We start from the raw sequence: 23,697 nt of genomic DNA, 5'->3' as shown, positions 1-23,697 counted from the left end.
GGTATTTAAGTGTTTCCGATGTCGTGAAGTTCGTTACGCAGCGGTTTTATTTGATTTTTGGACGTGATTTTCAGCAGGATTTCCGATGCAAGGAAAATGGCGATCAATGCGCCAAAAGTCAACATCGACAAATAGGCGATAGGCTCCGAAGGCAATAGGCGGATGATCGAATTGTAAAAGAAATCTAGCGAAAAGAGGTACGAAAGCAATCCGAAACATCCAGATAAAAAGCCGAAAATCCCGAATCTGATTTTGGACTTTCCGTGCGATTTGGCATTTCCGATCCATCGCCAAACGCAGATTACGATTGCGGCAACAATCCAGATCAGGCCAATCGTGCTGAGTGTTTGCTGGTTCATAAGTTTTCGTTTTCGTTTCCGATCCGTTCCAATTCAGAAGCTCCAATAAGAAGTTTCCTTTCCATGATCCGCAAAGGCAAAAGCGCCAATCCCATCGAAAATACCCTGGAAAACGCCGCGATTCCGGCAATCCACAATGCTTGATTCGGTTCGCCAAAAGTCGTGCCGTCAGAATACGGAATGAATGCGATTGTAAAGCCGACCAAAAAGTTGAGAAGCACGTTCGCCGTATAAGAACAAGCCAATCCGATAAGGAAAAAATTTCGCACGACGCGTTTGTGCCTGCGTGCGAATTTCACCCAAAAAAATACCGGAAGCGCGATGCAGCAAATCATGAAAATGTTCGAAAGCCAGTAAATCAGTTCCATCGGTCTTCGTTTTCGTTTCCGATTTCATCCAGTTCAGAACCTGGTTCTTGTTGAGATTTCCATTGCTTTTTGGCGAAAAAAAGCCCCAAAGACGAAATCCCGAAAATGCAGGCGAATCCCAAAATAGCCGAAACGATCGCCTCGTTCGTAAAAAGCAAACCGAATGCAAAGTTTTGGATAATTGCGTTGAAGGCGAAAAATCCCAAAATCGAAAAAACCAAACCGCGAATCGTGAACTTGAATCGGTTTTGACCGAACCTTTTGGCGGCCAGATTCCACTGCAAGCAACAAATTACGCAAGTGGCCATCAGCGTCGAAATTAAGATCGTGAGTAGAAAATCATCCATATCAAAACTCGTTTTCAGATGGGTTTTGTCCGATTTGCTCCAGATTTTCCAGTTCAAGTCTGCGTTTGGAAACGCGCGTCAATCCCGATTTCAAGAAATGGGAAACCGAAACCGCGACCAGGAATTGGAAAGTCAGCGAGAAAAATGCGCCGTGGATTCTGTATGTTGGATCGTAATAAATGCGGTTGAAAACCGGAATTCCGTATAGCACGAAGTATTGGATCAGTCCGCCAATCGTCATCCCAATCAATGCGGCGACGATTCCGAAAAACCCGAAAACGAATTTGTTTCGTCCGGATTTTTTGGCAAAGACGATCCAGCGCAACGTGACCCAAAGCAAGGGTGCGAAAAACGCGGCGATGAACGCTAATTGTGTGAGTAAGGCTTTCATGATTCCGTCCGTCCGATTTCTTCAAGAGCAAAGGTCGGCTCTTTTTTCGAGAACCGACGGCGAAGCAGGAAAAGCAGTGTTTCGGAAGTCGAGAACATCGCGATTGCGAGCGATCCGAAGACGAATATCGATTGTCCGTAAAATCCGAAAGGCAGCGCATTGAAAATGTCGAAATTCAGAAAAAGCAAAGTCAAAATCCCGAGTATCAGTCCGAATCCGGTTGCGCAAGCCAAAAGACCGAAGAAACCATATAGGAATTTGTTCTTTTTCCAGTTTCGCGCGAACAGAATCCATCTCACGACTGCCGCAATAACACATAACAACAGCGTAATCTGGATGATGTCAGTGAAAAGTTGCGGATTCATGATCAGTTGGTTTTGAGTCCGATTTTTGTCGCCTTTTGCAGCACGAAAGCCAAAGCCGCGTCGTATTCGTTCGGGATTTCACCTTCGAGAATCGCCTCTTTAACGGCTTCTTTCAAAACACCGATTTCACGCGAAGGCGGAATGTTGAAGATTTCCATGATCTGTTCACCGGTAATCGGCGGTTGGAAATTTCTCACGTGATCGCGCTGTTCGACCTCGACGATTTTTTGGCGCACGATCTTGAAATTGTCGTGGTATCTCTTGAATTTCTTCGGATTCTTGGTCGTGATGTCGGCCTCGCAAAGCGTCATCAGGTTCTCGGTGTCGTCTCCGGCGTCGAAAACGAGTCGTCTTACGGCAGAATCCGTGACCGTATCTTGGGCCAAAACGATCGGGCGCGAACTCATCGAAACCATTTTCTGCACGAATTTGAGCTTTTGGTTCAAAGGCATGTGAAGGCGTTCGAAGATCTTTTTGACCATTTTTCCGCCTACGAATTCGTGTCCGTGAAAACTCCAACCGTTCTTTTTGTGGTGGCGTTTCGTGGGTGCTTTTCCGATGTCGTGAAGCAATGCCGACCAACGCAGCCAAACATCGTCGGTATTCGGGCAAATGTTGTCGACGACTTCCAAAGTGTGATAGAAATTGTCCTTATGTGTATGGCCTTCAGATTCGTCAACGCCTTGAAGCGCGGTCAATTCCGGAAGGATCAGGTGCAAAAGGCCGGTTTGGTGCAACAGCAAAAATCCGATAGAAGGCTTTTTGGTCGAAAGGATTTTGTTCAGTTCCTCAACTATTCTTTCGCCCGAAATGATGTTGATGCGTTCCTTATTGCGCGAAATCGCCTCCAAGGAATCTTTTTCGATCCCGAACCCGAGTTGGGCCGCGAACCGAATGCCTCGCAACATGCGCAGCGGATCGTCAGAATACGTGATATCCGGATCCAAAGGTGTTCGGATGATCTTGTTTTCGAGGTCTTTTTCGCCTTCGAACGGATCGAGCAAATCGCCGTAATTGCTTTCGTTCAAGGAAAAAGCAAGCGCGTTGATGCGGAAATCGCGTCTGTTTTGGTCGTCCTGCAAAGTGCCGTTCTCGACGAATGGCTTGCGGCTGTTTTCTTCGTACGATTCCTTTCGCGCACCCACAAACTCGATTTCGGTGTCCTCAAAACGCAACATCGCCGTTCCGAAGTTCTTGAAAACCTGCACTTTCGGTTTGTTCGGAAGCAGTTCGGATACCTTTAGCGCCAAATCGATTCCGGAGCCGATTGCCACGATGTCGATGTCTTTTTTGTGGTCGCGTCCCATCAAAAAGTCACGTACGAAGCCACCGATCACGTAGCTTTCCACGCCGAGTTCCGCCGACGCCTTTGAGACGACCGCGAATATTTTGTGGTCTAGGGCTTTTTTGTAGTTTGTCGTGTTTGCCACGGGGTTTAGTTTTATTTTTTGCCACTGAATTATTTGTGGCCGCAAGTTCCTTTTTAGCTAATTTTTGTTTTTAACGCTGCGCTGTTTTTTGCCACGGATGCACGGATTTACACGGATCTCACGGAATGAAACGCTTCGCGTTTTATTCTTTAGTGCACAACCCGATCGTATTCCAGTCTCTCTTTGCTGAAGTTGACCAGCAGGGCTAATTTGTTGTTAGAAACTTTAAGATAGTTGATGCATTGCGATTTGTGTGCTGAATTTAATTTTTCGCAAGCTTTGACTTCCAGTATGATTTTATCAAACAGGACAAAGTCCGCGTAAAATTTATGTTCAAGGACAATACCCTTGTAATTCACTGAATATTCTTCTTCACGTGCGAACGGAATCTGACGTAAGTTCAACTCCTGCTCAATCGCATCTTTGTAGACAATTTCTGAAAACCCGCTTCCCAAATTATTGTAAACTTCGAACAAAACTCCTCGAATCCTAAAACTCTCTTCCTGATAAATAAGCTCCATATAAAATTATTTTGGCGTGTATGTTAAATCTTAAGGTTTCGTCCCAAATCATCCGAAGGATGATTGTATCCGTGCAATCCGTGTAAATCCGTGCATCCGTGGCAAAAAAAACAAGATGCGAAGCATCAAAAATCTGAGGCGAGAATTTTGCCAAGCTTCTTCTGCTTCTGCTTCTGCTTCTGCTTCTGCTTCTGCTTCTGCTTCTGCTTCTGCTTCTGCTACTGCTACTGCTACTGCTACTGCTACTGCTACTGCTACTGCTACTACTGCTACTGCTACTGCTACTACAACTGCAACTGCCTCATTTCCGAACAATCTTCACCTGCAAATCGCTCCCCAACTTAATGATAGCCGAAGACTTCGCGGCCTTCTCGTCCTTTCGCAAATTTACCACATAATCAACCCCATTGATGATCTCGGGCGAGATTTCGGCAAACGACATTGGCGTCGGTTGGCCCGAAATATTGGCCGAAGTCGACACAAGCGGTTTCTTCATGCGTTCCATCAGCTTGAAGCAGAACGGCTCTTTGACGATGCGCATTCCGAGCGTGTTGTCAGGCGAAACGACATTTTTGGCGACGTTTCTCGGCTTGTCCAGAATCAACGTCGTCGGCTTTTCGGACAGATCCAAAATCTGCCAGGCGACTTCCGGAATCTCGTTGAAAATTTGGTACAACATGCGATCGCCGTTCACCAAAACGATCATGCTTTTCGACTCTTGCCTTTGTTTCAACGCGTAAATCTTCGCTACCGCGGCCTCGTTCGTGGCGTCGCATCCGATTCCCCAAACGGTGTCGGTCGGGTAAAGGATAATGCCGCCCTGGCTCACGACCTCAAAGGCTTTTTGCACTTCTTCGTTTATCATGGCGCAAAAATAAGCAATTACGCGAGAGCGAACTATACTGACAGGAATCTTCTATATTTGCAGACATTACGTAAATCTCGATATGAAAATAGGATTTATCCCGCTTCGGAAAGGCTCGAAAGGCATTCCGGGCAAAAACAAGAAAAAACTGCTCGGACGTCCCTTGTTTTCGTGGACTTTGGCCGAAGCCGTGTTTTCCGATCTCGACAAAGTCGTCATCTACACCGATGACGAGGAAATCATCGAATACATCAATAAGGAATACGTATGGACGGACAAGGTCGTGGCCGAAGTCAGAAGTGCAGAAAGCGCTACAGACACTGCCTCGACGGAATCAGCTATGCTCGAATATGCCGAAAAGTCAGGATTTGCATTCGACGTTTTCTGTCTGATCCAAGCCACTTCGCCACTTACGACACGTTTCGACATCAACGCTTGCCTGTCAAAAGTCGCTTCTGCAGATTTCGATTCGGCCTTGACCGTCGTGAGAACGCATCGATTCATCTGGAACGAAGACGGAACGCCAGCCAATTACGACTTCCTGAAACGTCCGCGCCGTCAGGATTTTGACGGACTTTTGATCGAAAACGGAGCGGTTTACGCGGCCAAGTCGGATATTATGAAACAAAATTCGAATCGCCTCGGCGGAAAAGTCGGAATTGTCGAAATGGACGAGGACACTTTGATCGAGATCGATTCCAATTCCGATTGGGCAATCATCGAAAAACTGCTCGAAAACAGACTGCGTTCGCAAAAAACAAGCAAGCGCATCACGCATCTTTTCCTTGACGTCGACGGTGTTTTTACCGACGGTTGCGTCTATTTCGGGTCAGAAGGCGAACTCATGAAGAAATTCGACATGAGAGACGGAATGGGCTTGGAGATTTTGCGCCAGCACGGCGTGAAGGTTTTCGTGGTCACGTCCGAAAATTCAAAACTTGTCGAAAGACGCATGGAGAAACTCAAGATCACCGACGCGTATTTCGGCGTAAAAGACAAATTTTCACTCCTTAATAATATAGTGACGAAAAACGATCTCGATTTTGGTAATTTTGCCTACATCGGGGACGACGTGAACGACATGGCTTCGATGCTTTCTGTCGGATGGTCGCTCGCTCCGGGAAATGCGATGTCAGCCATAAAGAATATAGCCGATTTCGTGCTTCCGGCCGATTCGGCAAACGGTGCGATCCGTTACGCTTGTGAATTTATAATGAAATACAATCAACGCTATGAAACAAACTGAATATAAGAAACCGTTCGTTATCGCCGAAATTGGCTGTAACCACAAAGGAGAAATGGTCCTTGCGAAAGAGCTTATCAAGATGGCCAAGATTTTCTGCAACGCCGATGCCGTAAAATTCCAGAAGCGCAACAACCGCGAGCTTTTGACCGAGGAGCAATACAACGCGCCACATCCAAATCCGGCCAACTCGTATGGAGACACTTACGGTGCGCACCGCGAATATCTCGAATTCGACGTCGAGCAAAACCGCGAGTTGAAGGAATACTGCGAGGAAATCGGGATCGTTTATTCGACTTCTACCTGGGATTTGACCTCGGCCAAAGAAGTTGCTTCTTTGAATCCGCAGTTCATCAAGATTCCGTCGGCCTGCAACAACAACTACGAAATGTTGGGCTGGCTGTGCGACAATTACCAAGGCGAGATCCACATTTCCACGGGAATGACCACGAAGAATGAAATTGACGAATTGGTGGACTTTTTCGTGCAGAAAGGCCGTAATAAGGACTTGGTCGTCTACAACTGTACGTCAGGTTATCCGGTGCCGTTTGAAGACGTTTGCCTTTTGGACATCACGATCTTGCAGGAAAAATTCGCCGATAAAGTAAAATCGATCGGATTCTCGGGTCACCACTTGGGAATCGCAGTCGACGTCGCCGCTTACACGCTTGGCGCGAACATCATCGAACGTCACTACACATTGGACAGAACTTGGAAAGGCACAGATCACGCGGCTTCGCTCGAACCGGAAGGATTGCGCAAATTGTGTCGCGACCTCAAAGCCGTCCACAAAGCTTTGAGCTTCAAATCGAAAGACATCCTCGATATCGAATCGGTTCAGAGAGAGAAACTCAAAAACCGCAAATAAGCAATGAACCAAACCTACGTCGGGTGCTCGCTTTACCATTTGTACGTGTCGATGCTCTTGGCTTATGAAGCCAGGCGCGCCGGACAGAAATCGCTTATGTTGCTCATAAACGATCGCGTACCCGACGTAGAATCATTGCTTCCGGGCTTGCGGAAAATTGGTGTGTTCGACGATATCGTGGCCGTCAAGGCTTATTCGATCCTGACCGATTTCAAGAAAAATCTCGGTACCGTAAATTACCTTTTCAACCGCCAGAACGGACTCGTTTCCATTTACGAAAAGAACAATCCGGAACTTTTGAAGCGAGAGGATTTCATCCGGGATTCGCAAATCAACATGTTCCATATTGTCAGGACGCGAGCGTATTTCCTGATCAAATTCCCGAACAATTACTTCAGGATGGTCGAGGAAGGTTTTCAGACATACCGCCACAAGATGCCCGTTTTGCGCTATCTGAAGCGAAAATACCTGATCAAGTTCCCGATTCTCATGGGACACGATTCCCAAGTGAAAGAAGTTTTGGTACAACATCCGGAAAAGTTGCGCGACAACGTTTTGCGCTCCAAAGGCAAGAAACTCGATCTCGACAAATTGCAGCGCGATTTGTCAAATGAGCAACGGCAAGACGTACTCGAATGTTTCCTGGGCGAACGTCCGACGTATTCCGGAACCAAGAAATTCCTGTTGATCACGCAGCCTTTGAGCGAGGACGGAATCGTATCAGAAAAGCAGAAAGTCGATATTTACGCCAAGGCGATCCTATCGGCGAAAGCCAAAGGTTACGACGTCTATCTCAAGACGCATCCGAGGGAATTCACGAAATATTCCGAGTTGTTCAAAGACGTGAAATTAATCCCGCAATTGTTTCCGATAGAAGTTTTCAACCTGGATCCAAACTACAGGTTCGAGGTCGGATTGACGGTTTTTTCGGGTTCGCTCGACAATCTGTCAAACGTAGAGAACAAGATCACTTTAGGACGCGACATCTTGTCGAATCCCGACGAATTCCTCAAGACCGAGATTGCGATTCCGGCTATTTGAGTTTGTAGATTCCCAGTGATTTTTTGATCAGTTTGCTCGCCAGCACCAAATTCACGTAAAGCCGGTTCTTGAAACTCGTGAAACGCCATTTATTGTGCGGAAGCAATTCTGCGGTAATTTTTTGGCCAACCTGAGGCGAAAGCACAAAATCCTGTGACACTTTTTCCCACGAAACATTGTCGTATCCGTCAAATTCGTTCACTTTGTTTTTTCCGTGGATGATCGACATCCAAAGCCTTTTTTGGGTAAGTTGCGTGATTATCTTCTCGCGTTTCCACAAATTGTGGTCGTTGAACCAAACCGTTTTCGGGTCGTCGTTTTTCTCGATAAGACTGATGAAAGGATTGAAAGCGTGCTCTTTTTTGCCGAGCATGAACTGCGGTTCCACCTGAAGTGAATAACCCTTCAAGATATCGACCGCCATATAATCCTGGCTTTTGAATTCGTCCTGCACGCTCTGGATGTATTCGCGGTGGATGCAATCGTCGTTGTCCATTCGGGACGTGATCAGGTATTCGGATGCATTTGCGTCCGCGCTCACGAATTTCTGGATTTCAGGATAGAAGGAATCCATTCCGTCGATATAGAAAATCCTGGCGTTTCCCATGTCGGAAACAAGTTTTTCCGCAATGTTGCGAAAACGATCCGGCGTGGTCGAATCGAAGTAAAGCAACCACGTGAAATCGCGATTGGTTTGGGCCGCAACCGAGGGCGCGCAGTAGTCGCCGAAGAGTCGGAGTCGGTCTTCCATCCAAACATCGGTAAGCAAAGCTTCGTTGTTTTTAGAAACATCCCAACCCTTTTTTCTCAGGTTGAATCGCGTGATTAGGTAATGTCTGAACATCAATCGAATTCGGTTTGGGGTAAAATTAGCCCAAAAATTTGAAGTCCTAAAACACATCGCTTACTTTTGTGGGATAAAACCGAATCATGCACGAACAATTCCATCCTGATTTTTCCGACAAAAAAGAAATCGTCAGGAATTTCGTTGCCCATTTCAAGACCGAAGGCAAACTGCTCGCCGACGGAAAACGCAACAAGATCAAGATTTTCGATGCCGACGGTTTTCGCTACAACATCAAGTCGTTCAAGGTCCCGAATCTGCTCAATCAGTTCATTTACGGATTCATTCGGCCGTCAAAAGCGAAAAGATCGTTCGAATACGCGAACAAATTGCTCGAAAACGGATTCGGAACGCCGCAACCCGTGGCGTATTTCGAGAATCGGAACGGACTTTTGAAAGACAGTTATTACGTGTCCGAACAGCTCGAATGCGACCTGACTTTCCGAGAATTGACGACAGACAGGAAGTATCCGGATCACGAAATCATCCTGAGACAATTCACGAGATTCACGTTCGATCTGCACGAAAAAAACATCGAATTCCTTGATCACACGCCCGGAAATACGTTGATCCGGAAAATACGGGAAAAGCAGTATGCATTCTTTTTGGTCGATTTGAATCGCATGAATTTCAGGCCGCTTTCGTTTGACGACAGACTCAAAAACATGGCAAGACTAACGCCTGAAACAGATTTAGTGCGCGTCATGGCCGACGAATATTCCAAATTAAGCCAACATTCCTTCGAGGAAACTTTCTCAAAAATGACGAAATTCTCACTGGCTTTCCGCGACAGGTTTCACCGCAAAAGAAGAATCAAAAAACAACTCAAGTTCTGGAAAAAATGAAAGCATCGGTCATCATGAGTACTTACAATTCCGAAGAATGGCTCGAAAAAGTCATTTGGGGATTCAGCGTGCAGTCGGAACTCGATTTTGAGATCATCATCGCCGACGACGGTTCGGGCCCGAAAACCAAGGAACTTCTCGACCGTTTGCGCCCGATGATCTCGATGCCATTGATCCACGTTTGGCAACAAGACAACGGTTTCCAGAAGTCGCAAATTCTCAACAAAGCTATCGTCTCGGCCAAATCGGACTACCTGATTTTTACCGATGGCGATTGTATTCCAAGGAAAGATTTTGTGGAAACGCACCTCCAATATCGCGAAAAAGGCTACTTCTTATCCGGCGGTTATTTTATGTTGCCGATGAACATTTCCCAGGCGATTTCCAAAGAAGACATCATTTACCAAAGGTGTTTCGACATCAAATGGCTTCTGGGCGAAGGTTTGCCCAAGTCGTTCAAGAACAACAAACTTACCGCGACAGGCTTTTTGGCCAAATTCCTGAATTTCATAACGCCGACAAAACCAACATGGAACGGCCATAATGCGTCGGGTTGGAAACAAGATCTGGTCGCCATAAACGGTTTCAACCAGGAAATGCAATACGGCGGACAGGATCGCGAACTCGGCGAGCGCTTGTTCAACAAAGGCTTGAAGTCGAAGCAGATACGGTATTCGGCAATCGTGATCCATCTCGATCACGCGCGCGGTTACGTGAATGAGGCGACTTGGAAGAAGAATTACGCCATCCGTGAAAACACTCGTAAAAATAAGGTCGTCAAAACGCCAATCGGAATTGACTCGAATTAATTTCGTTTGCTGCCGATTTTCAGAATACCGATCGACCGGAAATTAAATGCTTCGCAAATCACATAGAATCGTTTTAGCCACGAATGCACGAATACAAGAATTCGTGTATTCGTGGCTAAAAAAAAATATATCCAGAAATTCGCTGTAAATTTTTTTGCCGCGGATTGATGGATTTAAAGGATTGCAATCGTGTAAATAGTGAGATCGGGATTTTCATTTGCGGTTCGTATCCGCGTGAATCCGTTAATCCGCGGCAGAAAAAAAAATCTAGAAATTCGGAAATTCGCGGTATGCAACCCACGCCTGAAAAAATAAAACAGCTTTTCGACCCATTCCACAAAGCCGACATCAGTTTGTGGACGGCATTTTCCGAATGTATCCAAGTGCGGCAATTCGCGAAAAACGAAATCGTAAAAGACTTTCACAAAACAGAGAAATTCGTAAACATCCTCGTTTCGGGTTCGGTTGCGCATTTTGTTTTAGCCGATGAAAAGGACGTCTGCATCAATTTGTATTACGAGGACCAATTCTTCAGCGATTACTTGTCGTTCCTGACGCAATCACCAACCTTGATCAAGACGCAGGCTTTGGAAGATTCGGTGCTTTGGTCGATCAGCCAAGCCGATTTGAATCAGTTGTATTCGAAATCTACGACGGGATTGATCATCGGGAAAGCGATTTCGGACGCCATGTTTATCCGGAAACAAAACGAGCAAATCAACCTGCTCACGCTTTCGCCAACCGATCGCTATCTGAAACTCATCAAGCAAAGACCCGAAGTTTTCCAACGCACTTCGCTCAAGATAATTTGCTCGTATTTGGGCGTAACGGCCGAAAGTCTGAGCCGCATCCGAAAAAAAATTTCGTAGGAAACACCTTTCTTACCCAAAGTCAATTTTTGGGAAAATCCGATGCGGTACTTTTGGATCAAAGTTCAAACAGACACAAAAATGAAAACCAAGCCAAATTATTTCGCCATCGCCATTTTCTACGTCATCGCAATCACACTGCGCTATCTGACCAATAAAACCGATCTTTTGGACGTGGTGCCAAATGCGTTCCTGAAAGCGATTTTAACGGGAATCGGACCAACCGTTGGAGCGATTGTCGCTTTTGCGATCTTCAAAATCAAGCCGGCTTTGAGCTTGAAAGGCAATTACAGGAAATTGCTTGTTCCGTTTTTGTTGTTTTGGATTTTTCCGATCGTATTGATTCCAACCGTTGAATATTTGTCCAAAGGAACGATTTCGTTCGCAGCCGTGACAGCAATCTTGGTCTACGGACTTTTGGAGGAAATAGGATGGAGAGGATTTTTGCAGCACGAATTGCGCGCCTTGCCCAGACTCGCGAACATGCTGATTGTCGCCGTTTTGTGGTTCGTCTGGCATCTGAATTTTGAACTTACGGCCTCGAATGTGGTTTTCTTCGGGGTTTTGGTGCTCGGAACTTGGGGGATCTCAAAGGTCGCCGCTACTACACATTCGCTTTTGGCAGTTTCGGCATTTCACTCGCTCAACAATTTTTTCCATGAACTCGATGCAACGAAGACCGCGATTTTGGTGACTTTGTTGGCCGTTTGGATTGGAAGTTTGGTGATCAGGAAGAAACTTTTCGCGCGCCATATCCAGCCGGAAACTGGACAAATCGTATAAAGTAAAGTGTTATAAATCTCCAAATTTGGCCGCGAACGCACAAATGGAATGAATTCGTGCATTCGTGGCTAAACTATATTTTTAAAAATCAGTTGTTTTTGAGGTAAAGCTTCAATTCAGGCAAAATCAAATCAGGAACAAATTGGCCGTACAAAGCCATCGCATTATACTTCATTTCCTTGGCAGATTTTTCGCCGTAAAGTTCAGGCCTGAAGTCTTTTAGGTGAACCGAAACATTGTGGATTCCATCGTCGAAAGAGTTCCAGGCTTCCTTTTTGATCCAAGTCGAAAAGATCGTGAAAGTCGGTTTAAGCAACGCTTTCGCCATATTGACCGCGCCGCCTTCGTTTCCGATAAGCGCGTTGCAATGATAAGTCAGCGACAAAAACTCGCGAATGCTTCCCGGAACGATATGGAACTTGATGTTTTCTTGGGTTTTCGGGGCGCACATATCGAAAATGTCTCGCGCTTCGGCTTCCTGGATCGGCATGTAATTGAATAGCAAAGTCGCGTCGGTTTGAGCCACGATTGCGTCCAAAACCTTGGCCATGTAAGGAAAAGGATACGTTTTGGTACCTCCGCTTCCAAGCACGCCAATCATGTAAAGTTTCTTCGAAATGTCGATATTGTGCGATTCGAGGATGCGTTTTCCGCCGGCGATTTCTTCATCTGTGAGGAAAATTTTGGGTCGGTTGTCAAGCGGTTTTCCTTCGGATAATCTTTGCAGCAGCAACAACCTGTTTTCGATAGCCAAACCTGCATTCGTATCGGGTTTCGACTTCTCGCGCACGGTTTGGTCGTAAACGAATTTCGTATACGATTTGTGGAATCCGATCTTCGTTTTCGCTCCCGAAACGCCCACGACAAGGTTGCTTTCGAGTTTTCCGTAAGCGTCGATCACAAGGTCGTATTTCGCTTTCCGGATTCCGACCAAAAACCTGAGGAACGCTTTTTTGCTCTTTCGGAATTCATCCTTGAACAAGATAAGGTTGTCGATATTCGGATTGTTCTCGACAACCGGACGCGTAAAAGGATAGACCAGATAGTCGACTTGCGCCGTCGGATATAGCATTTTCAGATTGTTGCAGATGATGGACGACGTAAGTACGTCTCCGATCATTTTTTGCTGTATGACGAGGATTTTCACAATCAATAATCAATAATTAATAGTTAATAATGAATAATGAATAATGAATAATTCGGCGAATGACTGACCTTAGTTTCTTCCACGACAAAAATTATTACTTATAAATTATTAATTACACAGCAACGTCGTATTCGCGCAAAGCGTCGTTGAGACTCGTTTTCAAATCTGTGGAAGGTTTGCGTTTTCCGATGATCAAAGCGCATGGAACCTGATATTCTCCGGCCTCGAACTTTTTGGTATAACTTCCCGGGATCACGACAGAGCGCGCCGGAACGATTCCTTTCATCTCGACAGGTTCGCTTCCCGTGACGTCGATGATTTTGGTAGATGCGGTCAGGCAGACGTTTGCGCCAAGAACGGCTTCGGTTTCCACGCGGACGCCTTCCACGACGATACAACGCGATCCTATAAAAGCGCCGTCTTCGATCACGACAGGCGAGGCCTGAAGCGGTTCGAGAACACCACCGATTCCAACGCCGCCACTCAAGTGCACGTTTTTGCCGATCTGCGCACAACTTCCTACCGTTGCCCAAGTGTCGACCATCGTGCCTTCATCGACGTAAGCGCCAATGTTCACGTAGCTTGGCATCAAAATGACACCTTTTGAAATATAAGCGCCGTGGCGTGCGACCGCGTTCGGGACAATTCTTATTCCTTTTTCGGCATAATTGCGCTTCAACGGAATTTTGTCGTGGTATTCGAAAATCCCAACCTCGAAAGTTTCCATTTTTTGGATCGGAAAGTACAAAACGACCGCTTTTTTGATCCACTCGTTCACTTGCCAGCCATCGAGCGTGGGTTCGGCGACGCGAATCGTGCCTTCGTCGAGCAAATCGACAACTTTACGGATGGCGTCAAGGGTTTTCTGATCTTGTAAAAGCGAGCGGTCTTCCCAAGCTTTTTCGATGGTTTCGCGAAGGTGGTTCATGAGTTGGTTTTTGGCAAATTTAGCGCAAAATCGGCATTTTTAGGGATGGAATCGACGAGAAATTTGAGAGATTTTTGTTCCATTAAATTATAGCTTTGACAGATTTTGGACGCACTCCCGCATTCCAGAATTGGCTTTTCCGTCAAGCGGATGTCCGAACCTACATTTAACAAAAACTACAGAAAATCTGTAATCCGGAGAATCGAAAATGAGCTTACTTTGTGGTCACATCACCGAACAATCCGGGTTTTCTTATCGATTTAAAGATGCTATCAAGCATAAAATCAAGATATTGGAATCCTGATGCCTTAACCGCCACACCAACCAAAAAATCAGAGCCATGACAAGAACGCCTTTTATCTCGGGTAATTATTACCACATCAAAAACAGTGCGAACAATCAGGAAAATCTGTTCTACGAGGACGAAAATTACTGGCATTTCCTGCGCCTTTTCGAAGTGCACGTCGCGCCCGTCGCCGAACTCGTGGCTTATTGTCTGCTCAATGACCGTTTCGAATTGCTGATCAGGATTAAACCGGAATCTGAAATCCCTGAAAAATTCCAGATGAAGACGTATTTGCCGTTGTCGCACATGTTCAATGCTTACACGAAAGGCATGAATTCGCGCTACGGACGACGCGGCAGTTTGTTCCGCGACCATTTCACAAGAGAAAAAGTGCAATTGTCAGACTTGACAAGAATGCTTGCGGGAATGCGGCTTTTGCAAAAATCGCATCCAGACTCGAAAGTGGTGACGAAAGTGCCTGCGTTTGTTTTGGAAAGAAAAACCAAAACGGATCGGGACGCGGGTTTCGCCTCGAAATGAGTTGTGAACGTTTAAGTCACAGCGGAGTTGGCTGATTTTGCAAATCTAGTCGCTTTCGGCATACGAATGTTGGGTCGAAGCGATAATCGGATGGTTGAAAGTAATCTGGTATCGGTTTACCCCGTAATACAAAAACATGCGGTCGTTGCCGATCAAAGTCACCGTGACGTCTTTTTTTGTCTCGTCCTTGCAGCGATAGACGATTCCGCCGTCAGGCAAATCCTGGTGGCTGACGATAACGAGTTTGTAGATTTTGTCGAGGCTGAAAGTGATCCTGTCCTGTGAAAACTGCGCTTTTCTGGGATTCACGCGCTTCACCGATTGCCATTTCATATTGGAATCGCTTGTTTGAAAACCACTGAAATCGAATTCTTTTGCTTGGCCCGAAACCACGACTGTGGTCAACAGCGCAAAAAGCGCCACAAAATGTCTGCAGGTCATTTAGGTTTGATTTGGTTCGATGATAACGGTCGATTCGCTATGATATTTTTCGCGCAACTGTTAAAGTTGTAAATATCGGACAAATTCCTAAAAAACCTAACGCGTATTTGTTTTGTAAATTTGGGCAACATTCACTCAAAATCAGGCAATTTCAGCCAACCGAAACACGTTGTCTCGTAAGCGACTTCTGAATCACGAAAATACCATGAAAGACAATTTTTCTGCCCAAGCCAAAAAATATGCGCAAAATCGGCCGCAATATCCGGATGCTCTTATCGATTATGTGAGTTCGTTCGCTTCCGAAAAGAAAAAAGCCCTCGATCTGGCTACAGGAAACGGACAGGTCGCCCAAAAGTTGGCCCTGCATTTCGACGAGGTTTTTGCCACCGACATCAGCCAAAACCAATTGGACAACGCCTTCAAGTCGGAAAATATCACTTACAAACTTGAGCAGGCCGAAAATACGGGCTTTGAAGACAATGCTTTCGATTTGGTCACTGTCGCCCAAGCCGTGCACTGGTTCGATTTCAGGATATTTTACAAAGAACTTTACCGCATCCTGAAACCTGAAGGCATTTTCGCGATTCTCGGTTACGGACTTTTTACCACTAACCCGCGCGCCGACAAAGTCATTCGCCATTTTTACTACGATATCGTCGGGCCGTATTGGGATGCAGAACGCCGTTATGTCGACGAAAATTACCAGACGATCCCGTTTCCGTTCAAGGAAATCGAGACGATTCCGTGGGCGAATGATTTCGTTTGGACAATCGATCAATTGCTCGGCTATCTCGAATCTTGGTCGGCGACGCAGCATTATCTCAGGAAAACAGGAATCAATCCGGTAGATTTGATCCGATGCGAGCTTTCCCTTGTTTGGGAAGCATCCGACAAAAAAGTGAATTTCCCGATTTTACTGCGTATCGGCCGACCTTACACCAAATTCTGACATGAAAAAACTATTGATATGTTGCCTGGCGATCGCATTCGGATGCGGGCCGAAAGAAAAAGAAGTCCAAAAAGCACCTACCGAAATTGGCGATACGACTATCGTTCCCGTGCGCGACGATTCCGACAATTCGCTGGATTACATCGGTCGCTACGAAGGCCCGATCAAAGGCAAGAACAGTTCGCTCGAGCTCGCCGAAGATTTCTCCTATATGTTTACGACCGAGGTTTCGGGCAAAACTCTCGAGGAAAAAGGTTCGTTCAAATGGAACGCCCAAGGCGACGGAATCGTGCTGACCAACGCCAATAAACAGCAGCGGAAGTTCTTTGTCGGTGAGAATTTTCTGGTGATGCAGGACGCAAACGGCGCGCGCCTAAATCCATCCGACGCGGGCGAATTCGTGCTTTCCAAGCAAAGCGAAACCGAAGCGGCCAAAAGTGATGGAACGCCTATGGACGCGCTTCCGCAACAAATTACGGGCATTCATTGGAAATTGTCAGAAGTGAATTCCAAGCCCGTCAAACCTTCGAAAGGACAGGATTATTTTATCCAACTCAACAAAGATGGAAGTTTCGGGGCGTTCGCCGGATGCAACAGAATGGGCGGAAAATACGAGCTCAAACAAAGTAAAGTACGACTGTTCAACATCATTTCGACGATGATGGCGTGTCCCGAAATGAAACTTGAGGACGAATTCAAGAAAGCGCTCGAAACCTCGGACAATTTTGTGGCCAATGAGGAAGTGCTGCAATTTCGAAAAGGCGGGACGAACTTGCTGAAATTCGAAGCAGTCGATTTGCCGAAACCCTGATGGATTTCAAAGATCTCTCGTTCCAACGCCAGCAAAACCAACAGATTTTAGGTTCCGATTTTACCGAAATCGACCAACTCGTCAAGCACTTTGGGGCAATTCAGGCTCAGGATTATCCGATGGCGAAATGGGCGATCGGATCGCGTTTACACACCATTTCAGATTCCGATGTCGATGCTGCGATCGCCGAAGGAAAGATCGTGAGAACCCACGTTTTGCGCCCCACCTGGCATTTCGCTTGCGCCGACGACATTGGCTGGATGCTCGACTTGACGGCCAAAAACATCCGCGGACAAATGGCGGCCAACGACAGGAAACTCGGTCTCGACGAAAAAGTCTACCACAAGAGTTTCAAGTTGATTGAAAACGCCTTGGCTGACGGACATTTGTCGCGCGCGGAACTCATGGAAATCCTCGAATTCAACGGCATCCGAACCCACGAATACCGCAGTGCGCACATCATGGTCGCGGCCGAACTCGAAGGTTTGGTCGTAAGCGGAGGCAGGCGAGGCAAGGAGCACGGCTACGCTTTGATGTCGCAACACGTCAGGAATCCAAGGAAACTTTCACGAGAAGAAGCTTTGTCCGAATTGGCGAGAACCTATTTCAAAAGCCACGGACCGGCGACGATCAAGGATTTCCAGTGGTGGAGCGGCCTGAACCAAACCGATTGCCGCAAAGGAATTTCGGCGAACGGGAAATTGCTTCAGTCTACGCAAATCGAAGGTCAGACGTACTACTTTTCGGAGGAAAACGAATCCGTAAAAACGAAATCGGTGCAATTGTTGCCGGCTTTTGACGAATTCCTGATCGCCTACAAAGACAGAAGCGCGTCGATCGATCCCGTGCACAATCGTCACGCTTTCACGAGCAACGGGATTTTTCGTCCGCTTTTGGTCGTCGACGGACAGGTTTGCGGCATCTGGAAGCGCTCGACCAAAAAAGACGCGGTGTCGATCGATGTCGAAATGATGGTGAAAATTCCCAAAAACCGTCAAGCGGAAATCGGGAAAGCAGCAAAAAGATTCGCGGACTTTTTGGGTTTGGAAGCGAAAATCTCGTTGAATGCAAATGATTTTAGCCGATAATCCGCGCGATTTCAGATCATCTCGGTCCAATGATTTTTTGACGGTGGAAAGCGCCCCAACTTCTCAAGGCCGAAATCACTTCCGAGAGCGAATCGGCGTGTTCCGTGCGTTTGTAAATCACCGTGGGCGGGAAAGTGTCGAGAACCGTTCGTGTGACCAATTGGTTTATTTCGAGATCTTTGAGTTCTTTCGACAGCATTTTATCGGTGATTCCCGAGACTTCTTTCCCAATTTGCTTGAATCGCATTTCGCCTGTCGACAACGCGATCAATATCGGCAATTTCCATTTTCCGCTCAAGATTTCGAGCGCGTCCCTAACGTTCATGAGCGCGTGCGTACATTCGATGCGAGTCAGGGAATGTTTTGATAAAGTGTTGGTTTCCATTGCTTTGAAGGTGTGCTATAAAAGAGGGAAGCGCTATCCTGAAGGATATTACTATACAAACGAAAGCAAATGTAAATAAGTTTGTGTTGTAAACCAAAATTCTTTCCGCATGAAAATATTGAACATCCTATCGAGTATAAACGGCGCGAATTCGAACACCAAAAAAGTGGTGGACGCCATCAATTCCCAACTCGAAAAAAAATATGCCGACAGTTCGATCGTCGTAAAGGATTTGGCAAAAACCCCAGTCCCGCATCTCGAGGCAGCGCATTTTCTGGCTTTTGTCGCTTCGGGAGGTGATTTGTCAGATGAAAACGACTCCGATGCATCGCAGTCGAACTCGGCAATCAACCAGCTTAAAGAAGCCGATGTCGTGGTGATTGCCGTTCCGTTCTACAACTTCAACATTCCGGGCACGCTCAAATCGTGGATCGACCAAATCACGAGAGCCGGCGTGACTTTCAGTTATGGCGAAAACGGTCCTATCGGACTATTGCAGCACAAAAAAGTCTATCTGGCGATGGCCTCTGGCGGAATTTATTCGGTCGAGCCTATGAAAAGTATGGATTTTGCCGAACCGTATCTGAGAAATATCCTTGGATTTTTAGGGCTGACCGACATCACGACGTTTCGCATGGAAGGCGTGAAAGTTCCGGGCATTTCAGAAAACGCTTACGAAAAAGTCAAGTCGGAAATAGACGCTTTCGATTTCTGAACCGAACTTTTTCGAAACAGTTGAGCCGATTGATTTCGGCTTTTTTTATGAACAAAAGTTTCCGGCGACAATCCAAATTGAAAATACGACCTTTGCTTTTGTTTTCGGACATCAAAATCACTTCGGAACAATCTTACAAAACCGACTGAAATGCTAAAGACGCCAGGCCGAATCCTCGCCATCGACTACGGGAAAAAACGCACGGGAATCGCCGTGACGGACGAGATGCAGCTCATCGCATCCGGACTTACGACAGTCGCATCCGAGACTGCGATCGATTTTCTGACGAACTATTTTTCCAAAGAAACCGTCGTCAAAATTGTGATCGGAGAGCCAAAACAAATGGATGGAACGGCTTCCGAGAGCGCGCCTTTGATCGAGAAATTCGTCCAAAAAGTCAAGATCGCATTTCCTGAAATGGAGATCATCCGCGTAGACGAGCGCTTCACCTCGAAAATGGCTTTCCAGTCGATGATCGATTCGGGACTCAAGAAAAAACAGCGTCAGGACAAAGGCTTGATCGACGAGATTTCAGCGACAATCATGTTGCGTGATTACCTGTCGCGCAAGATGTTCTGAAGCTAAAACGTTATCGTAATTTGTTTCTAAAATCATTCTAAATAACTTTCTTTTCGGACGCAATCCAAGTATATTTGTGCCGCTAATTTTCAGCCATGCACAGCGACAACACAACGATTCAACCGGGCACGGACGTCGTGCTCATAGGCGCCGGGATCATGAGCGCCACTTTGGGCATCATGCTCAAGGAATTGCAACCTGACATCCGCATCCAGATCTTCGAAAGACTGGACAATGCCGCAGCCGAAAGTTCCGACGCTTGGAACAACGCCGGAACGGGACACTCCGCTTTTTGCGAACTCAACTACACGCCCGAAGACAAGGAAGGCAATATCGACATTTCCAAAGCCATCAAAATTGCCGAATCTTTCGAGGTTTCGCGCCAATTCTGGAGCTTTTTGATCGAAAAAGGACTTATCGAAAATCCGGAGAATTTCATCAGGAGCATTCCGCACATGAGCTTTGTTTGGGGACCGGAAAACGTGTCTTATCTCAAGAGACGTCACGCGGCTTTGCAGGCCAATCCGCTGTTTTCGCAAATGGAATTTTCAGAAGATCACGACATCCAGAAAAAGTGGATGCCTTTGGTCATGGAAGGCCGTGACGCATGGGAGCAAACCGCGGCGACCTACATGAAAATCGGTACTGATGTCAATTTTGGCGAACTCACGCGCGCCATGTTCAATCACCTCAAAAAACAGGAAGGCGTCTCGATTTTCTTCAACCACGAAGTGCGCCGCATGAAACAAAAGGAAAACGGCACTTGGAGAATCACCGTGAGAAACCGCATGAATGGCGAAAAAGCGCATACCAGAACGCCGTTCGTCTTCATTGGCGCGGGCGGAGGTTCGCTTCCGTTGCTCGAAAAAGCCCACATTCCGGAAGGGAATGGCTTTGGTGGATTTCCCGTAAGCGGACAATGGCTGCGATGCACGAACGAGGCCGTGATCGAAAAACACTATGCGAAAGTTTACGGAAAGGCTTCGGTTGGCGCGCCGCCGATGTCTGTTCCGCATATCGATTCGCGAATGATAAACGGTAAAAAGGAGTTGCTTTTTGGACCTTACGCCGGATTTTCGACCAAATTCCTCAAAAACGGATCGTATCTCGATTTGCCGCTTTCGATAAAAGCCAACAACCTGATTCCGATGCTTTCTGCCGGATTCCACAATTTGCCGCTCACAAAATATCTGATTGACCAAGTGCGCCAATCGCCTGACGATAGGATGGAAGCCTTGCGCGAATATGTTCCGGACGCCAAAAACGAAGACTGGGTTTTGGAAACTGCCGGTCAGCGCGTCCAGGTCATCAAAAAAGCGCCCGATGGCGGAGGCGTGCTCGAATTCGGAACGGAAGTCGTAACGAAAGCCGACGGATCGCTTGCAGTTCTGCTTGGCGCTTCTCCGGGCGCGTCCACAACGGCTTCGATCATGATCGATCTGCTTGACAGATGCTTTTTCGAGAAAGCAAGTTCTGAGCAGTGGAAGCAAAAGTTGCGTCAGATGGTTCCGTCTTACGGACAAAAACTCAACGACAATCCGGAATTGCTGTCGCAAATCAGACAACATACGGCATCGGCACTAAAAATCGAAAACTAAATGACCAAACTGATCGTGACCGACATGGACGGAACGCTTTTGAACGACAAACGCGAACTTCCCGAAACCATCTGGAATACCATCGAGCAACTCGAGCAAAAAGGCATCCAATTCGCCGTGGCAAGCGGACGACAATACCAAACGCTGGCCGACATCTTCGCGCCCGTAAAAGACAAAATGCTTTTCATGGCCGAGAACGGGACGATCATCGTGAACAAATCCGAAGTCATTTCGATAACAGCTTTGGACAAAGCACTGGTGCAGGAATTGATTGCGGTCGCGCGCGGTCTCGATGATTGCCACATCGTGCTTTGCGGAGCCGAAACCGCTTATGTGGAAAGCACCAACGAGCGCTTTCTGTCCAAAACCCGCGACTATTTCCACCACATACAAGTCGTCGAAAACCTGACTCAAGTTGAAGCCGATGTACTCAAATTCACCGTCTGCGATTTCAGAAACCCTGAAAACTACAGTTTCGAGTTCTTCAAGCCGTTCGCCGACCGTTGCAAACCGGCTGTAGCGAGCGAAATTTGGCTGGACATCATGCCAACACACGCCAATAAAGGCGAGGCGCTTCAAAAAATGCAGCAAAAACTCGGAATCTCGAACGCTGAAACACTCGTTTTTGGAGACTACATGAACGATTTCGAGATGATGCAATATGCCCAAAACAGTTACGCGATGGTGAATGCGCATCCGGAAATTCTTGCGATTTCGAAGTTTACGACGCGTTTTGACAACAATCATAATGGCGTTATTGATACGCTTACAGCGTTGGGGTTGGTTTCTTTTTAGGAGCTATTTCCGGCTACCAGGCACTAGCTTTTTTGTATAAACCGGTTTTTCTTAGATTTAAAACGAGCTTCCTGCGGTCGCTGTTTTAAATCTAGAAAATCACGGTTTTTTCTGCAAAAGGCTAGTTGCCCGCATCCGGGCTAGGATTGTCGTAAAACGATCTTTTTTCTTTAAACACAATTTTATTTACGGAACATTTCTTCTCTCTGAGCCTAGTAAAAATGAGCTTCGCTCATTTTAGGTTTGCGGCAACTGCGCCGCCGGATGTTGTTGTTCGTCGCCTTCCGCGGGACTACTTTTGCCTGGCCGCAAAAGTAGCAAAAAGGCCTTGCGGCTGAACCAAAAACACGACCTGACAGCCTTGAAATTTGGACCCGAGCAACGCGAACTGACCGAGCTTGCGGAGTAAAAGAGGCGAACAATATACTGTACCATTGACGCCTCTTTTTTCCCAAATTTCAAGACGTCAGGTGCCCGCGTTTTGTGCTTAGGCCGCGGACTAATCGGAAGTATTTATCTGCTTTTTAGCTTGCTTCGCGGCGCTAAAAATTGGCTCCGAAGGAAATTTTTCGATTTCGAGAACCTCTAGTTTGGCTTCGCAGCGAAAAACAGGTGTGTTTTTGACGGGCACAATCGTTTGACCTTGATCGAGATTCTAGGATTTTGACATTTGCCCGAAACAACCATTCGAGTAAAAAACCTTAACATTTTCTACAGAAAATCTGTAACCGAATCCCGGTTTTTTCCCCGAACTTCGGCCAGACCTAACAAATCTCGGAGATTTGTTAGGTCTTAGGAAAATGCGGCTTCCCAAGGGTTTCCTACTGGTTCTTTGGCTGTTTCAAAGCATGGGGTTTAGAAGATAGAAGTTTCTGGTTGTCCATAGAAAAAAAAAGCTATGTCTTTAACGGCGAAAATGGGTTGGCGTTGATCAAGAATCTTGAGTTTTCAAGTTTTCTAGAAAAAACTTTCGGAATCAAAAACCTTAACATTTTCTACAGAAAATCTGTAATCGAATCCCGAATTTTCCCACGAACTTCGGCCAGACCTAACAAATCTTGGAGATTTTTTAGGTCTTAGGAAAATGCGGCTTCCCACCAATTCCGACTGGTTCTTAGTTGTTTCGAAGCACGGGTTTTCAACGCCAAAAATTTCCGGTAACGACGTTATGGAAACGATTCCTGTGATGGAGGAATTTTGGTGTTTCGGAGACACATTTTTCCAAAGCGACAGCGGCGGAAAAATGTCAATAAACACTTTCCGCTTAGTCCGGCATTTGAGCGTTTTGGCGGGCACCTGACGTCTTGGAAATTCGTGAAATTAAAGGTTGTTTGAGCGACCCAAAAAGCAAGTCGTTTCGACAGGAAGTTCCCGCGAGTTCCTTTCATTTCCGAATTTCCAAGGCTGTCAGGTCGCCAAAATCGGTCGTGCCGCGAGCCTTTTTGTTACTTTTGCGGCGAGGCAAAAGTAAGCCCCGCTGGCAGGCG

General features: G+C 46.6%; 29 protein-coding genes. 15 read left to right on the top strand and 14 right to left on the bottom strand.

Features of this window, described 5'->3' with window-relative positions:
- Positions 1–5: 5 nt before the first annotated feature.
- The 9 genes from EOO49_RS10630 to EOO49_RS10590 all read right to left on the bottom strand — a co-directional run bounded on the left by EOO49_RS10630 (position 6) and on the right by EOO49_RS10590 (position 4,646).
- Complete coding sequence (locus EOO49_RS10630; protein WP_290845470.1) at positions 6–359, bottom strand: hypothetical protein; 354 nt, start codon at positions 357–359, stop codon at positions 6–8.
- The gene (locus EOO49_RS10625) at positions 356–727 is read right to left on the bottom strand and encodes a hypothetical protein (RefSeq protein WP_290845468.1); all 372 of its coding nucleotides are present in this window, start codon (positions 725–727) and stop codon (positions 356–358) included. Before EOO49_RS10625 ends, EOO49_RS10630 begins: the two co-directional genes overlap by 4 nt.
- On the bottom strand, positions 718–1,074 hold the full coding sequence (locus tag EOO49_RS10620; RefSeq protein WP_290845466.1) for a hypothetical protein: 357 nt from the start codon (positions 1,072–1,074) through the stop codon (positions 718–720). The genes EOO49_RS10625 and EOO49_RS10620 overlap by 10 nt, the downstream gene beginning before the upstream one ends.
- Position 1,075: 1 nt before the next feature.
- Entirely contained in the window at positions 1,076–1,465 is a 390-nt protein-coding gene (locus tag EOO49_RS10615; RefSeq protein WP_290845464.1) for a hypothetical protein, read from the bottom strand.
- The gene (locus tag EOO49_RS10610; RefSeq protein WP_290845462.1) at positions 1,462–1,830 is read right to left on the bottom strand and encodes a hypothetical protein; all 369 of its coding nucleotides are present in this window, start codon (positions 1,828–1,830) and stop codon (positions 1,462–1,464) included. The genes EOO49_RS10615 and EOO49_RS10610 overlap by 4 nt, the downstream gene beginning before the upstream one ends.
- A 2-nt stretch (positions 1,831–1,832) precedes the next feature.
- On the bottom strand, positions 1,833–3,260 hold the full coding sequence (locus tag EOO49_RS10605; RefSeq protein ID WP_290845461.1) for an HD domain-containing protein: 1,428 nt from the start codon (positions 3,258–3,260) through the stop codon (positions 1,833–1,835).
- Positions 3,261–3,409: 149 nt separating this feature from the next.
- On the bottom strand, positions 3,410–3,781 hold the full coding sequence (locus tag EOO49_RS10600) for a GxxExxY protein (protein WP_290845459.1): 372 nt from the start codon (positions 3,779–3,781) through the stop codon (positions 3,410–3,412).
- Between the two features lie 48 nt (positions 3,782–3,829).
- Positions 3,830–4,096: a hypothetical protein gene (locus tag EOO49_RS10595; protein WP_290845457.1), complete on the bottom strand. Its 267-nt coding sequence runs from the start codon at positions 4,094–4,096 to the stop codon at positions 3,830–3,832.
- On the bottom strand, positions 4,083–4,646 hold the full coding sequence (locus EOO49_RS10590; protein ID WP_290845455.1) for an L-threonylcarbamoyladenylate synthase: 564 nt from the start codon (positions 4,644–4,646) through the stop codon (positions 4,083–4,085). The genes EOO49_RS10595 and EOO49_RS10590 overlap by 14 nt, the downstream gene beginning before the upstream one ends.
- Positions 4,647–4,728: 82 nt before the next feature.
- Between EOO49_RS10590 and EOO49_RS10585 the strand changes: the two genes are divergently transcribed.
- Genes EOO49_RS10585 through EOO49_RS10575 form a run of 3 tightly spaced genes read left to right on the top strand, consistent with a single transcriptional unit; the run spans position 4,729 to position 7,798 of the window.
- Positions 4,729–5,892 carry an acylneuraminate cytidylyltransferase gene (locus EOO49_RS10585; RefSeq protein ID WP_290845453.1) on the top strand — a complete coding sequence of 388 codons (1,164 nt, stop codon included), beginning with the start codon at positions 4,729–4,731 and terminating at the stop codon, positions 5,890–5,892.
- A complete protein-coding gene (locus EOO49_RS10580; protein WP_290845451.1) occupies positions 5,879–6,757 on the top strand; it encodes an N-acetylneuraminate synthase family protein in 879 nt (292 codons plus the stop codon). The genes EOO49_RS10585 and EOO49_RS10580 overlap by 14 nt, the downstream gene beginning before the upstream one ends.
- A gap of 3 nt (positions 6,758–6,760) precedes the next feature.
- Positions 6,761–7,798 carry a glycosyltransferase family 52 gene (locus EOO49_RS10575; protein WP_290845449.1) on the top strand — a complete coding sequence of 346 codons (1,038 nt, stop codon included), beginning with the start codon at positions 6,761–6,763 and terminating at the stop codon, positions 7,796–7,798.
- On the opposite strand, the gene EOO49_RS10570 is transcribed toward EOO49_RS10575, so the two are convergent.
- Positions 7,791–8,642: a glycosyltransferase gene (locus tag EOO49_RS10570; protein WP_290845447.1), complete on the bottom strand. Its 852-nt coding sequence runs from the start codon at positions 8,640–8,642 to the stop codon at positions 7,791–7,793. The genes EOO49_RS10575 and EOO49_RS10570 overlap by 8 nt on opposite strands.
- 86 nt (positions 8,643–8,728) lie before the next feature.
- On the opposite strand from EOO49_RS10570, the gene EOO49_RS10565 reads away from it, so the two are divergent.
- From EOO49_RS10565 to EOO49_RS10550, 4 genes are all read left to right on the top strand, one after another.
- Positions 8,729–9,487, top strand: a complete 759-nt coding sequence (locus EOO49_RS10565; RefSeq protein WP_290845445.1) for a lipopolysaccharide kinase InaA family protein — start codon at positions 8,729–8,731, stop codon at positions 9,485–9,487.
- Positions 9,484–10,296: a glycosyltransferase family 2 protein gene (locus tag EOO49_RS10560; RefSeq protein ID WP_290845443.1), complete on the top strand. Its 813-nt coding sequence runs from the start codon at positions 9,484–9,486 to the stop codon at positions 10,294–10,296. Before EOO49_RS10565 ends, EOO49_RS10560 begins: the two co-directional genes overlap by 4 nt.
- 290 nt (positions 10,297–10,586) lie before the next feature.
- Positions 10,587–11,165 (top strand): cyclic nucleotide-binding domain-containing protein, encoded by a 579-nt coding sequence (locus tag EOO49_RS10555; protein WP_290845441.1) that lies wholly within the window; start codon positions 10,587–10,589, stop codon positions 11,163–11,165.
- 81 nt (positions 11,166–11,246) lie between these two features.
- A complete protein-coding gene (locus tag EOO49_RS10550) occupies positions 11,247–11,948 on the top strand; it encodes a CPBP family intramembrane glutamic endopeptidase (protein ID WP_290845439.1) in 702 nt (233 codons plus the stop codon).
- Positions 11,949–12,036: 88 nt separating this feature from the next.
- Here EOO49_RS10550 and EOO49_RS10545 read toward each other — a convergent pair whose 3' ends face one another.
- Both EOO49_RS10545 and EOO49_RS10540 read right to left on the bottom strand, forming a co-directional pair.
- A complete protein-coding gene (locus EOO49_RS10545) occupies positions 12,037–13,068 on the bottom strand; it encodes a glycosyltransferase family 9 protein (protein WP_290845437.1) in 1,032 nt (343 codons plus the stop codon).
- Between the two features lie 139 nt (positions 13,069–13,207).
- Positions 13,208–14,023, bottom strand: coding sequence for a 2,3,4,5-tetrahydropyridine-2,6-dicarboxylate N-succinyltransferase (locus tag EOO49_RS10540; protein WP_290845435.1), 816 nt, complete (start codon positions 14,021–14,023; stop codon positions 13,208–13,210).
- A gap of 340 nt (positions 14,024–14,363) precedes the next feature.
- Here EOO49_RS10540 and EOO49_RS10535 point away from each other — a divergent pair, with 340 nt between their 5' ends.
- Entirely contained in the window at positions 14,364–14,849 is a 486-nt protein-coding gene (locus tag EOO49_RS10535) for a transposase (protein ID WP_290845429.1), read from the top strand.
- Positions 14,850–14,894: 45 nt separating this feature from the next.
- On the opposite strand, the gene EOO49_RS10530 is transcribed toward EOO49_RS10535, so the two are convergent.
- Positions 14,895–15,290 (bottom strand): hypothetical protein, encoded by a 396-nt coding sequence (locus EOO49_RS10530; protein WP_290845427.1) that lies wholly within the window; start codon positions 15,288–15,290, stop codon positions 14,895–14,897.
- A gap of 205 nt (positions 15,291–15,495) precedes the next feature.
- Between EOO49_RS10530 and EOO49_RS10525 the strand changes: the two genes are divergently transcribed.
- Genes EOO49_RS10525 through EOO49_RS10515 form a run of 3 tightly spaced genes read left to right on the top strand, consistent with a single transcriptional unit; the run spans position 15,496 to position 18,138 of the window.
- Complete coding sequence (locus EOO49_RS10525; RefSeq protein WP_290845425.1) at positions 15,496–16,239, top strand: class I SAM-dependent methyltransferase; 744 nt, start codon at positions 15,496–15,498, stop codon at positions 16,237–16,239.
- Position 16,240: 1 nt separating this feature from the next.
- Positions 16,241–17,050, top strand: a complete 810-nt coding sequence (locus tag EOO49_RS10520; RefSeq protein WP_290845423.1) for an META domain-containing protein — start codon at positions 16,241–16,243, stop codon at positions 17,048–17,050.
- Positions 17,050–18,138, top strand: coding sequence for a winged helix DNA-binding domain-containing protein (locus tag EOO49_RS10515; protein ID WP_290845421.1), 1,089 nt, complete (start codon positions 17,050–17,052; stop codon positions 18,136–18,138). Before EOO49_RS10520 ends, EOO49_RS10515 begins: the two co-directional genes overlap by 1 nt.
- Positions 18,139–18,154: 16 nt before the next feature.
- Here the strand turns inward: EOO49_RS10515 and EOO49_RS10510 are convergent, their stop codons facing one another.
- Complete coding sequence (locus tag EOO49_RS10510; RefSeq protein WP_290845418.1) at positions 18,155–18,523, bottom strand: helix-turn-helix domain-containing protein; 369 nt, start codon at positions 18,521–18,523, stop codon at positions 18,155–18,157.
- 109 nt (positions 18,524–18,632) lie between these two features.
- On the opposite strand from EOO49_RS10510, the gene EOO49_RS10505 reads away from it, so the two are divergent.
- From EOO49_RS10505 to EOO49_RS10490, 4 genes are all read left to right on the top strand, one after another.
- Positions 18,633–19,238 carry an NAD(P)H-dependent oxidoreductase gene (locus EOO49_RS10505; RefSeq protein WP_290845416.1) on the top strand — a complete coding sequence of 202 codons (606 nt, stop codon included), beginning with the start codon at positions 18,633–18,635 and terminating at the stop codon, positions 19,236–19,238.
- Positions 19,239–19,388: 150 nt separating this feature from the next.
- Entirely contained in the window at positions 19,389–19,817 is a 429-nt protein-coding gene (gene ruvX / locus EOO49_RS10500) for a Holliday junction resolvase RuvX (protein WP_290845414.1), read from the top strand.
- 95 nt (positions 19,818–19,912) lie between these two features.
- Positions 19,913–21,415, top strand: coding sequence for a malate:quinone oxidoreductase (locus EOO49_RS10495; protein WP_290845412.1), 1,503 nt, complete (start codon positions 19,913–19,915; stop codon positions 21,413–21,415).
- Complete coding sequence (locus tag EOO49_RS10490) at positions 21,416–22,210, top strand: Cof-type HAD-IIB family hydrolase (protein ID WP_290845410.1); 795 nt, start codon at positions 21,416–21,418, stop codon at positions 22,208–22,210. It abuts the gene before it with no gap.
- Positions 22,211–23,697 lie beyond the last annotated feature (1,487 nt).

The organism is Flavobacterium sp. (genome assembly GCF_004295795.1).
Taxonomy (GTDB): Bacteria; Bacteroidota; Bacteroidia; order Flavobacteriales; family Flavobacteriaceae; genus Flavobacterium.
This window is presented reverse-complemented; position numbering and strand designations above follow the sequence as displayed.

Excerpts from the sequence above, each read along its gene's own strand:
- EOO49_RS10630 (WP_290845470.1), bottom strand. The coding sequence starts at position 359 with ATGAACCAGCAAACACTCAGCACGATTGGCCTGATCTGGATTGTTGCC.
- EOO49_RS10625 (WP_290845468.1), bottom strand. The coding sequence starts at position 727 with ATGGAACTGATTTACTGGCTTTCGAACATTTTCATGATTTGCTGCATC.
- EOO49_RS10620 (WP_290845466.1), bottom strand. The coding sequence starts at position 1,074 with ATGGATGATTTTCTACTCACGATCTTAATTTCGACGCTGATGGCCACT.
- EOO49_RS10615 (WP_290845464.1), bottom strand. The coding sequence starts at position 1,465 with ATGAAAGCCTTACTCACACAATTAGCGTTCATCGCCGCGTTTTTCGCA.
- EOO49_RS10610 (WP_290845462.1), bottom strand. The coding sequence starts at position 1,830 with ATGAATCCGCAACTTTTCACTGACATCATCCAGATTACGCTGTTGTTA.
- EOO49_RS10600 (WP_290845459.1), bottom strand. The coding sequence starts at position 3,781 with ATGGAGCTTATTTATCAGGAAGAGAGTTTTAGGATTCGAGGAGTTTTG.
- EOO49_RS10590 (WP_290845455.1), bottom strand. The coding sequence starts at position 4,646 with ATGATAAACGAAGAAGTGCAAAAAGCCTTTGAGGTCGTGAGCCAGGGC.
- EOO49_RS10585 (WP_290845453.1), top strand. The coding sequence starts at position 4,729 with ATGAAAATAGGATTTATCCCGCTTCGGAAAGGCTCGAAAGGCATTCCG.
- EOO49_RS10580 (WP_290845451.1), top strand. The coding sequence starts at position 5,879 with ATGAAACAAACTGAATATAAGAAACCGTTCGTTATCGCCGAAATTGGC.
- EOO49_RS10575 (WP_290845449.1), top strand. The coding sequence starts at position 6,761 with ATGAACCAAACCTACGTCGGGTGCTCGCTTTACCATTTGTACGTGTCG.
- EOO49_RS10570 (WP_290845447.1), bottom strand. The coding sequence starts at position 8,642 with ATGTTCAGACATTACCTAATCACGCGATTCAACCTGAGAAAAAAGGGT.
- EOO49_RS10565 (WP_290845445.1), top strand. The coding sequence starts at position 8,729 with ATGCACGAACAATTCCATCCTGATTTTTCCGACAAAAAAGAAATCGTC.
- EOO49_RS10560 (WP_290845443.1), top strand. The coding sequence starts at position 9,484 with ATGAAAGCATCGGTCATCATGAGTACTTACAATTCCGAAGAATGGCTC.
- EOO49_RS10555 (WP_290845441.1), top strand. The coding sequence starts at position 10,587 with ATGCAACCCACGCCTGAAAAAATAAAACAGCTTTTCGACCCATTCCAC.
- EOO49_RS10550 (WP_290845439.1), top strand. The coding sequence starts at position 11,247 with ATGAAAACCAAGCCAAATTATTTCGCCATCGCCATTTTCTACGTCATC.
- EOO49_RS10545 (WP_290845437.1), bottom strand. The coding sequence starts at position 13,068 with ATGATCGGAGACGTACTTACGTCGTCCATCATCTGCAACAATCTGAAA.
- EOO49_RS10540 (WP_290845435.1), bottom strand. The coding sequence starts at position 14,023 with ATGAACCACCTTCGCGAAACCATCGAAAAAGCTTGGGAAGACCGCTCG.
- EOO49_RS10535 (WP_290845429.1), top strand. The coding sequence starts at position 14,364 with ATGACAAGAACGCCTTTTATCTCGGGTAATTATTACCACATCAAAAAC.
- EOO49_RS10530 (WP_290845427.1), bottom strand. The coding sequence starts at position 15,290 with ATGACCTGCAGACATTTTGTGGCGCTTTTTGCGCTGTTGACCACAGTC.
- EOO49_RS10525 (WP_290845425.1), top strand. The coding sequence starts at position 15,496 with ATGAAAGACAATTTTTCTGCCCAAGCCAAAAAATATGCGCAAAATCGG.
- EOO49_RS10520 (WP_290845423.1), top strand. The coding sequence starts at position 16,241 with ATGAAAAAACTATTGATATGTTGCCTGGCGATCGCATTCGGATGCGGG.
- EOO49_RS10515 (WP_290845421.1), top strand. The coding sequence starts at position 17,050 with ATGGATTTCAAAGATCTCTCGTTCCAACGCCAGCAAAACCAACAGATT.
- EOO49_RS10510 (WP_290845418.1), bottom strand. The coding sequence starts at position 18,523 with ATGGAAACCAACACTTTATCAAAACATTCCCTGACTCGCATCGAATGT.
- EOO49_RS10505 (WP_290845416.1), top strand. The coding sequence starts at position 18,633 with ATGAAAATATTGAACATCCTATCGAGTATAAACGGCGCGAATTCGAAC.
- ruvX (WP_290845414.1), top strand. The coding sequence starts at position 19,389 with ATGCTAAAGACGCCAGGCCGAATCCTCGCCATCGACTACGGGAAAAAA.
- EOO49_RS10495 (WP_290845412.1), top strand. The coding sequence starts at position 19,913 with ATGCACAGCGACAACACAACGATTCAACCGGGCACGGACGTCGTGCTC.
- EOO49_RS10490 (WP_290845410.1), top strand. The coding sequence starts at position 21,416 with ATGACCAAACTGATCGTGACCGACATGGACGGAACGCTTTTGAACGAC.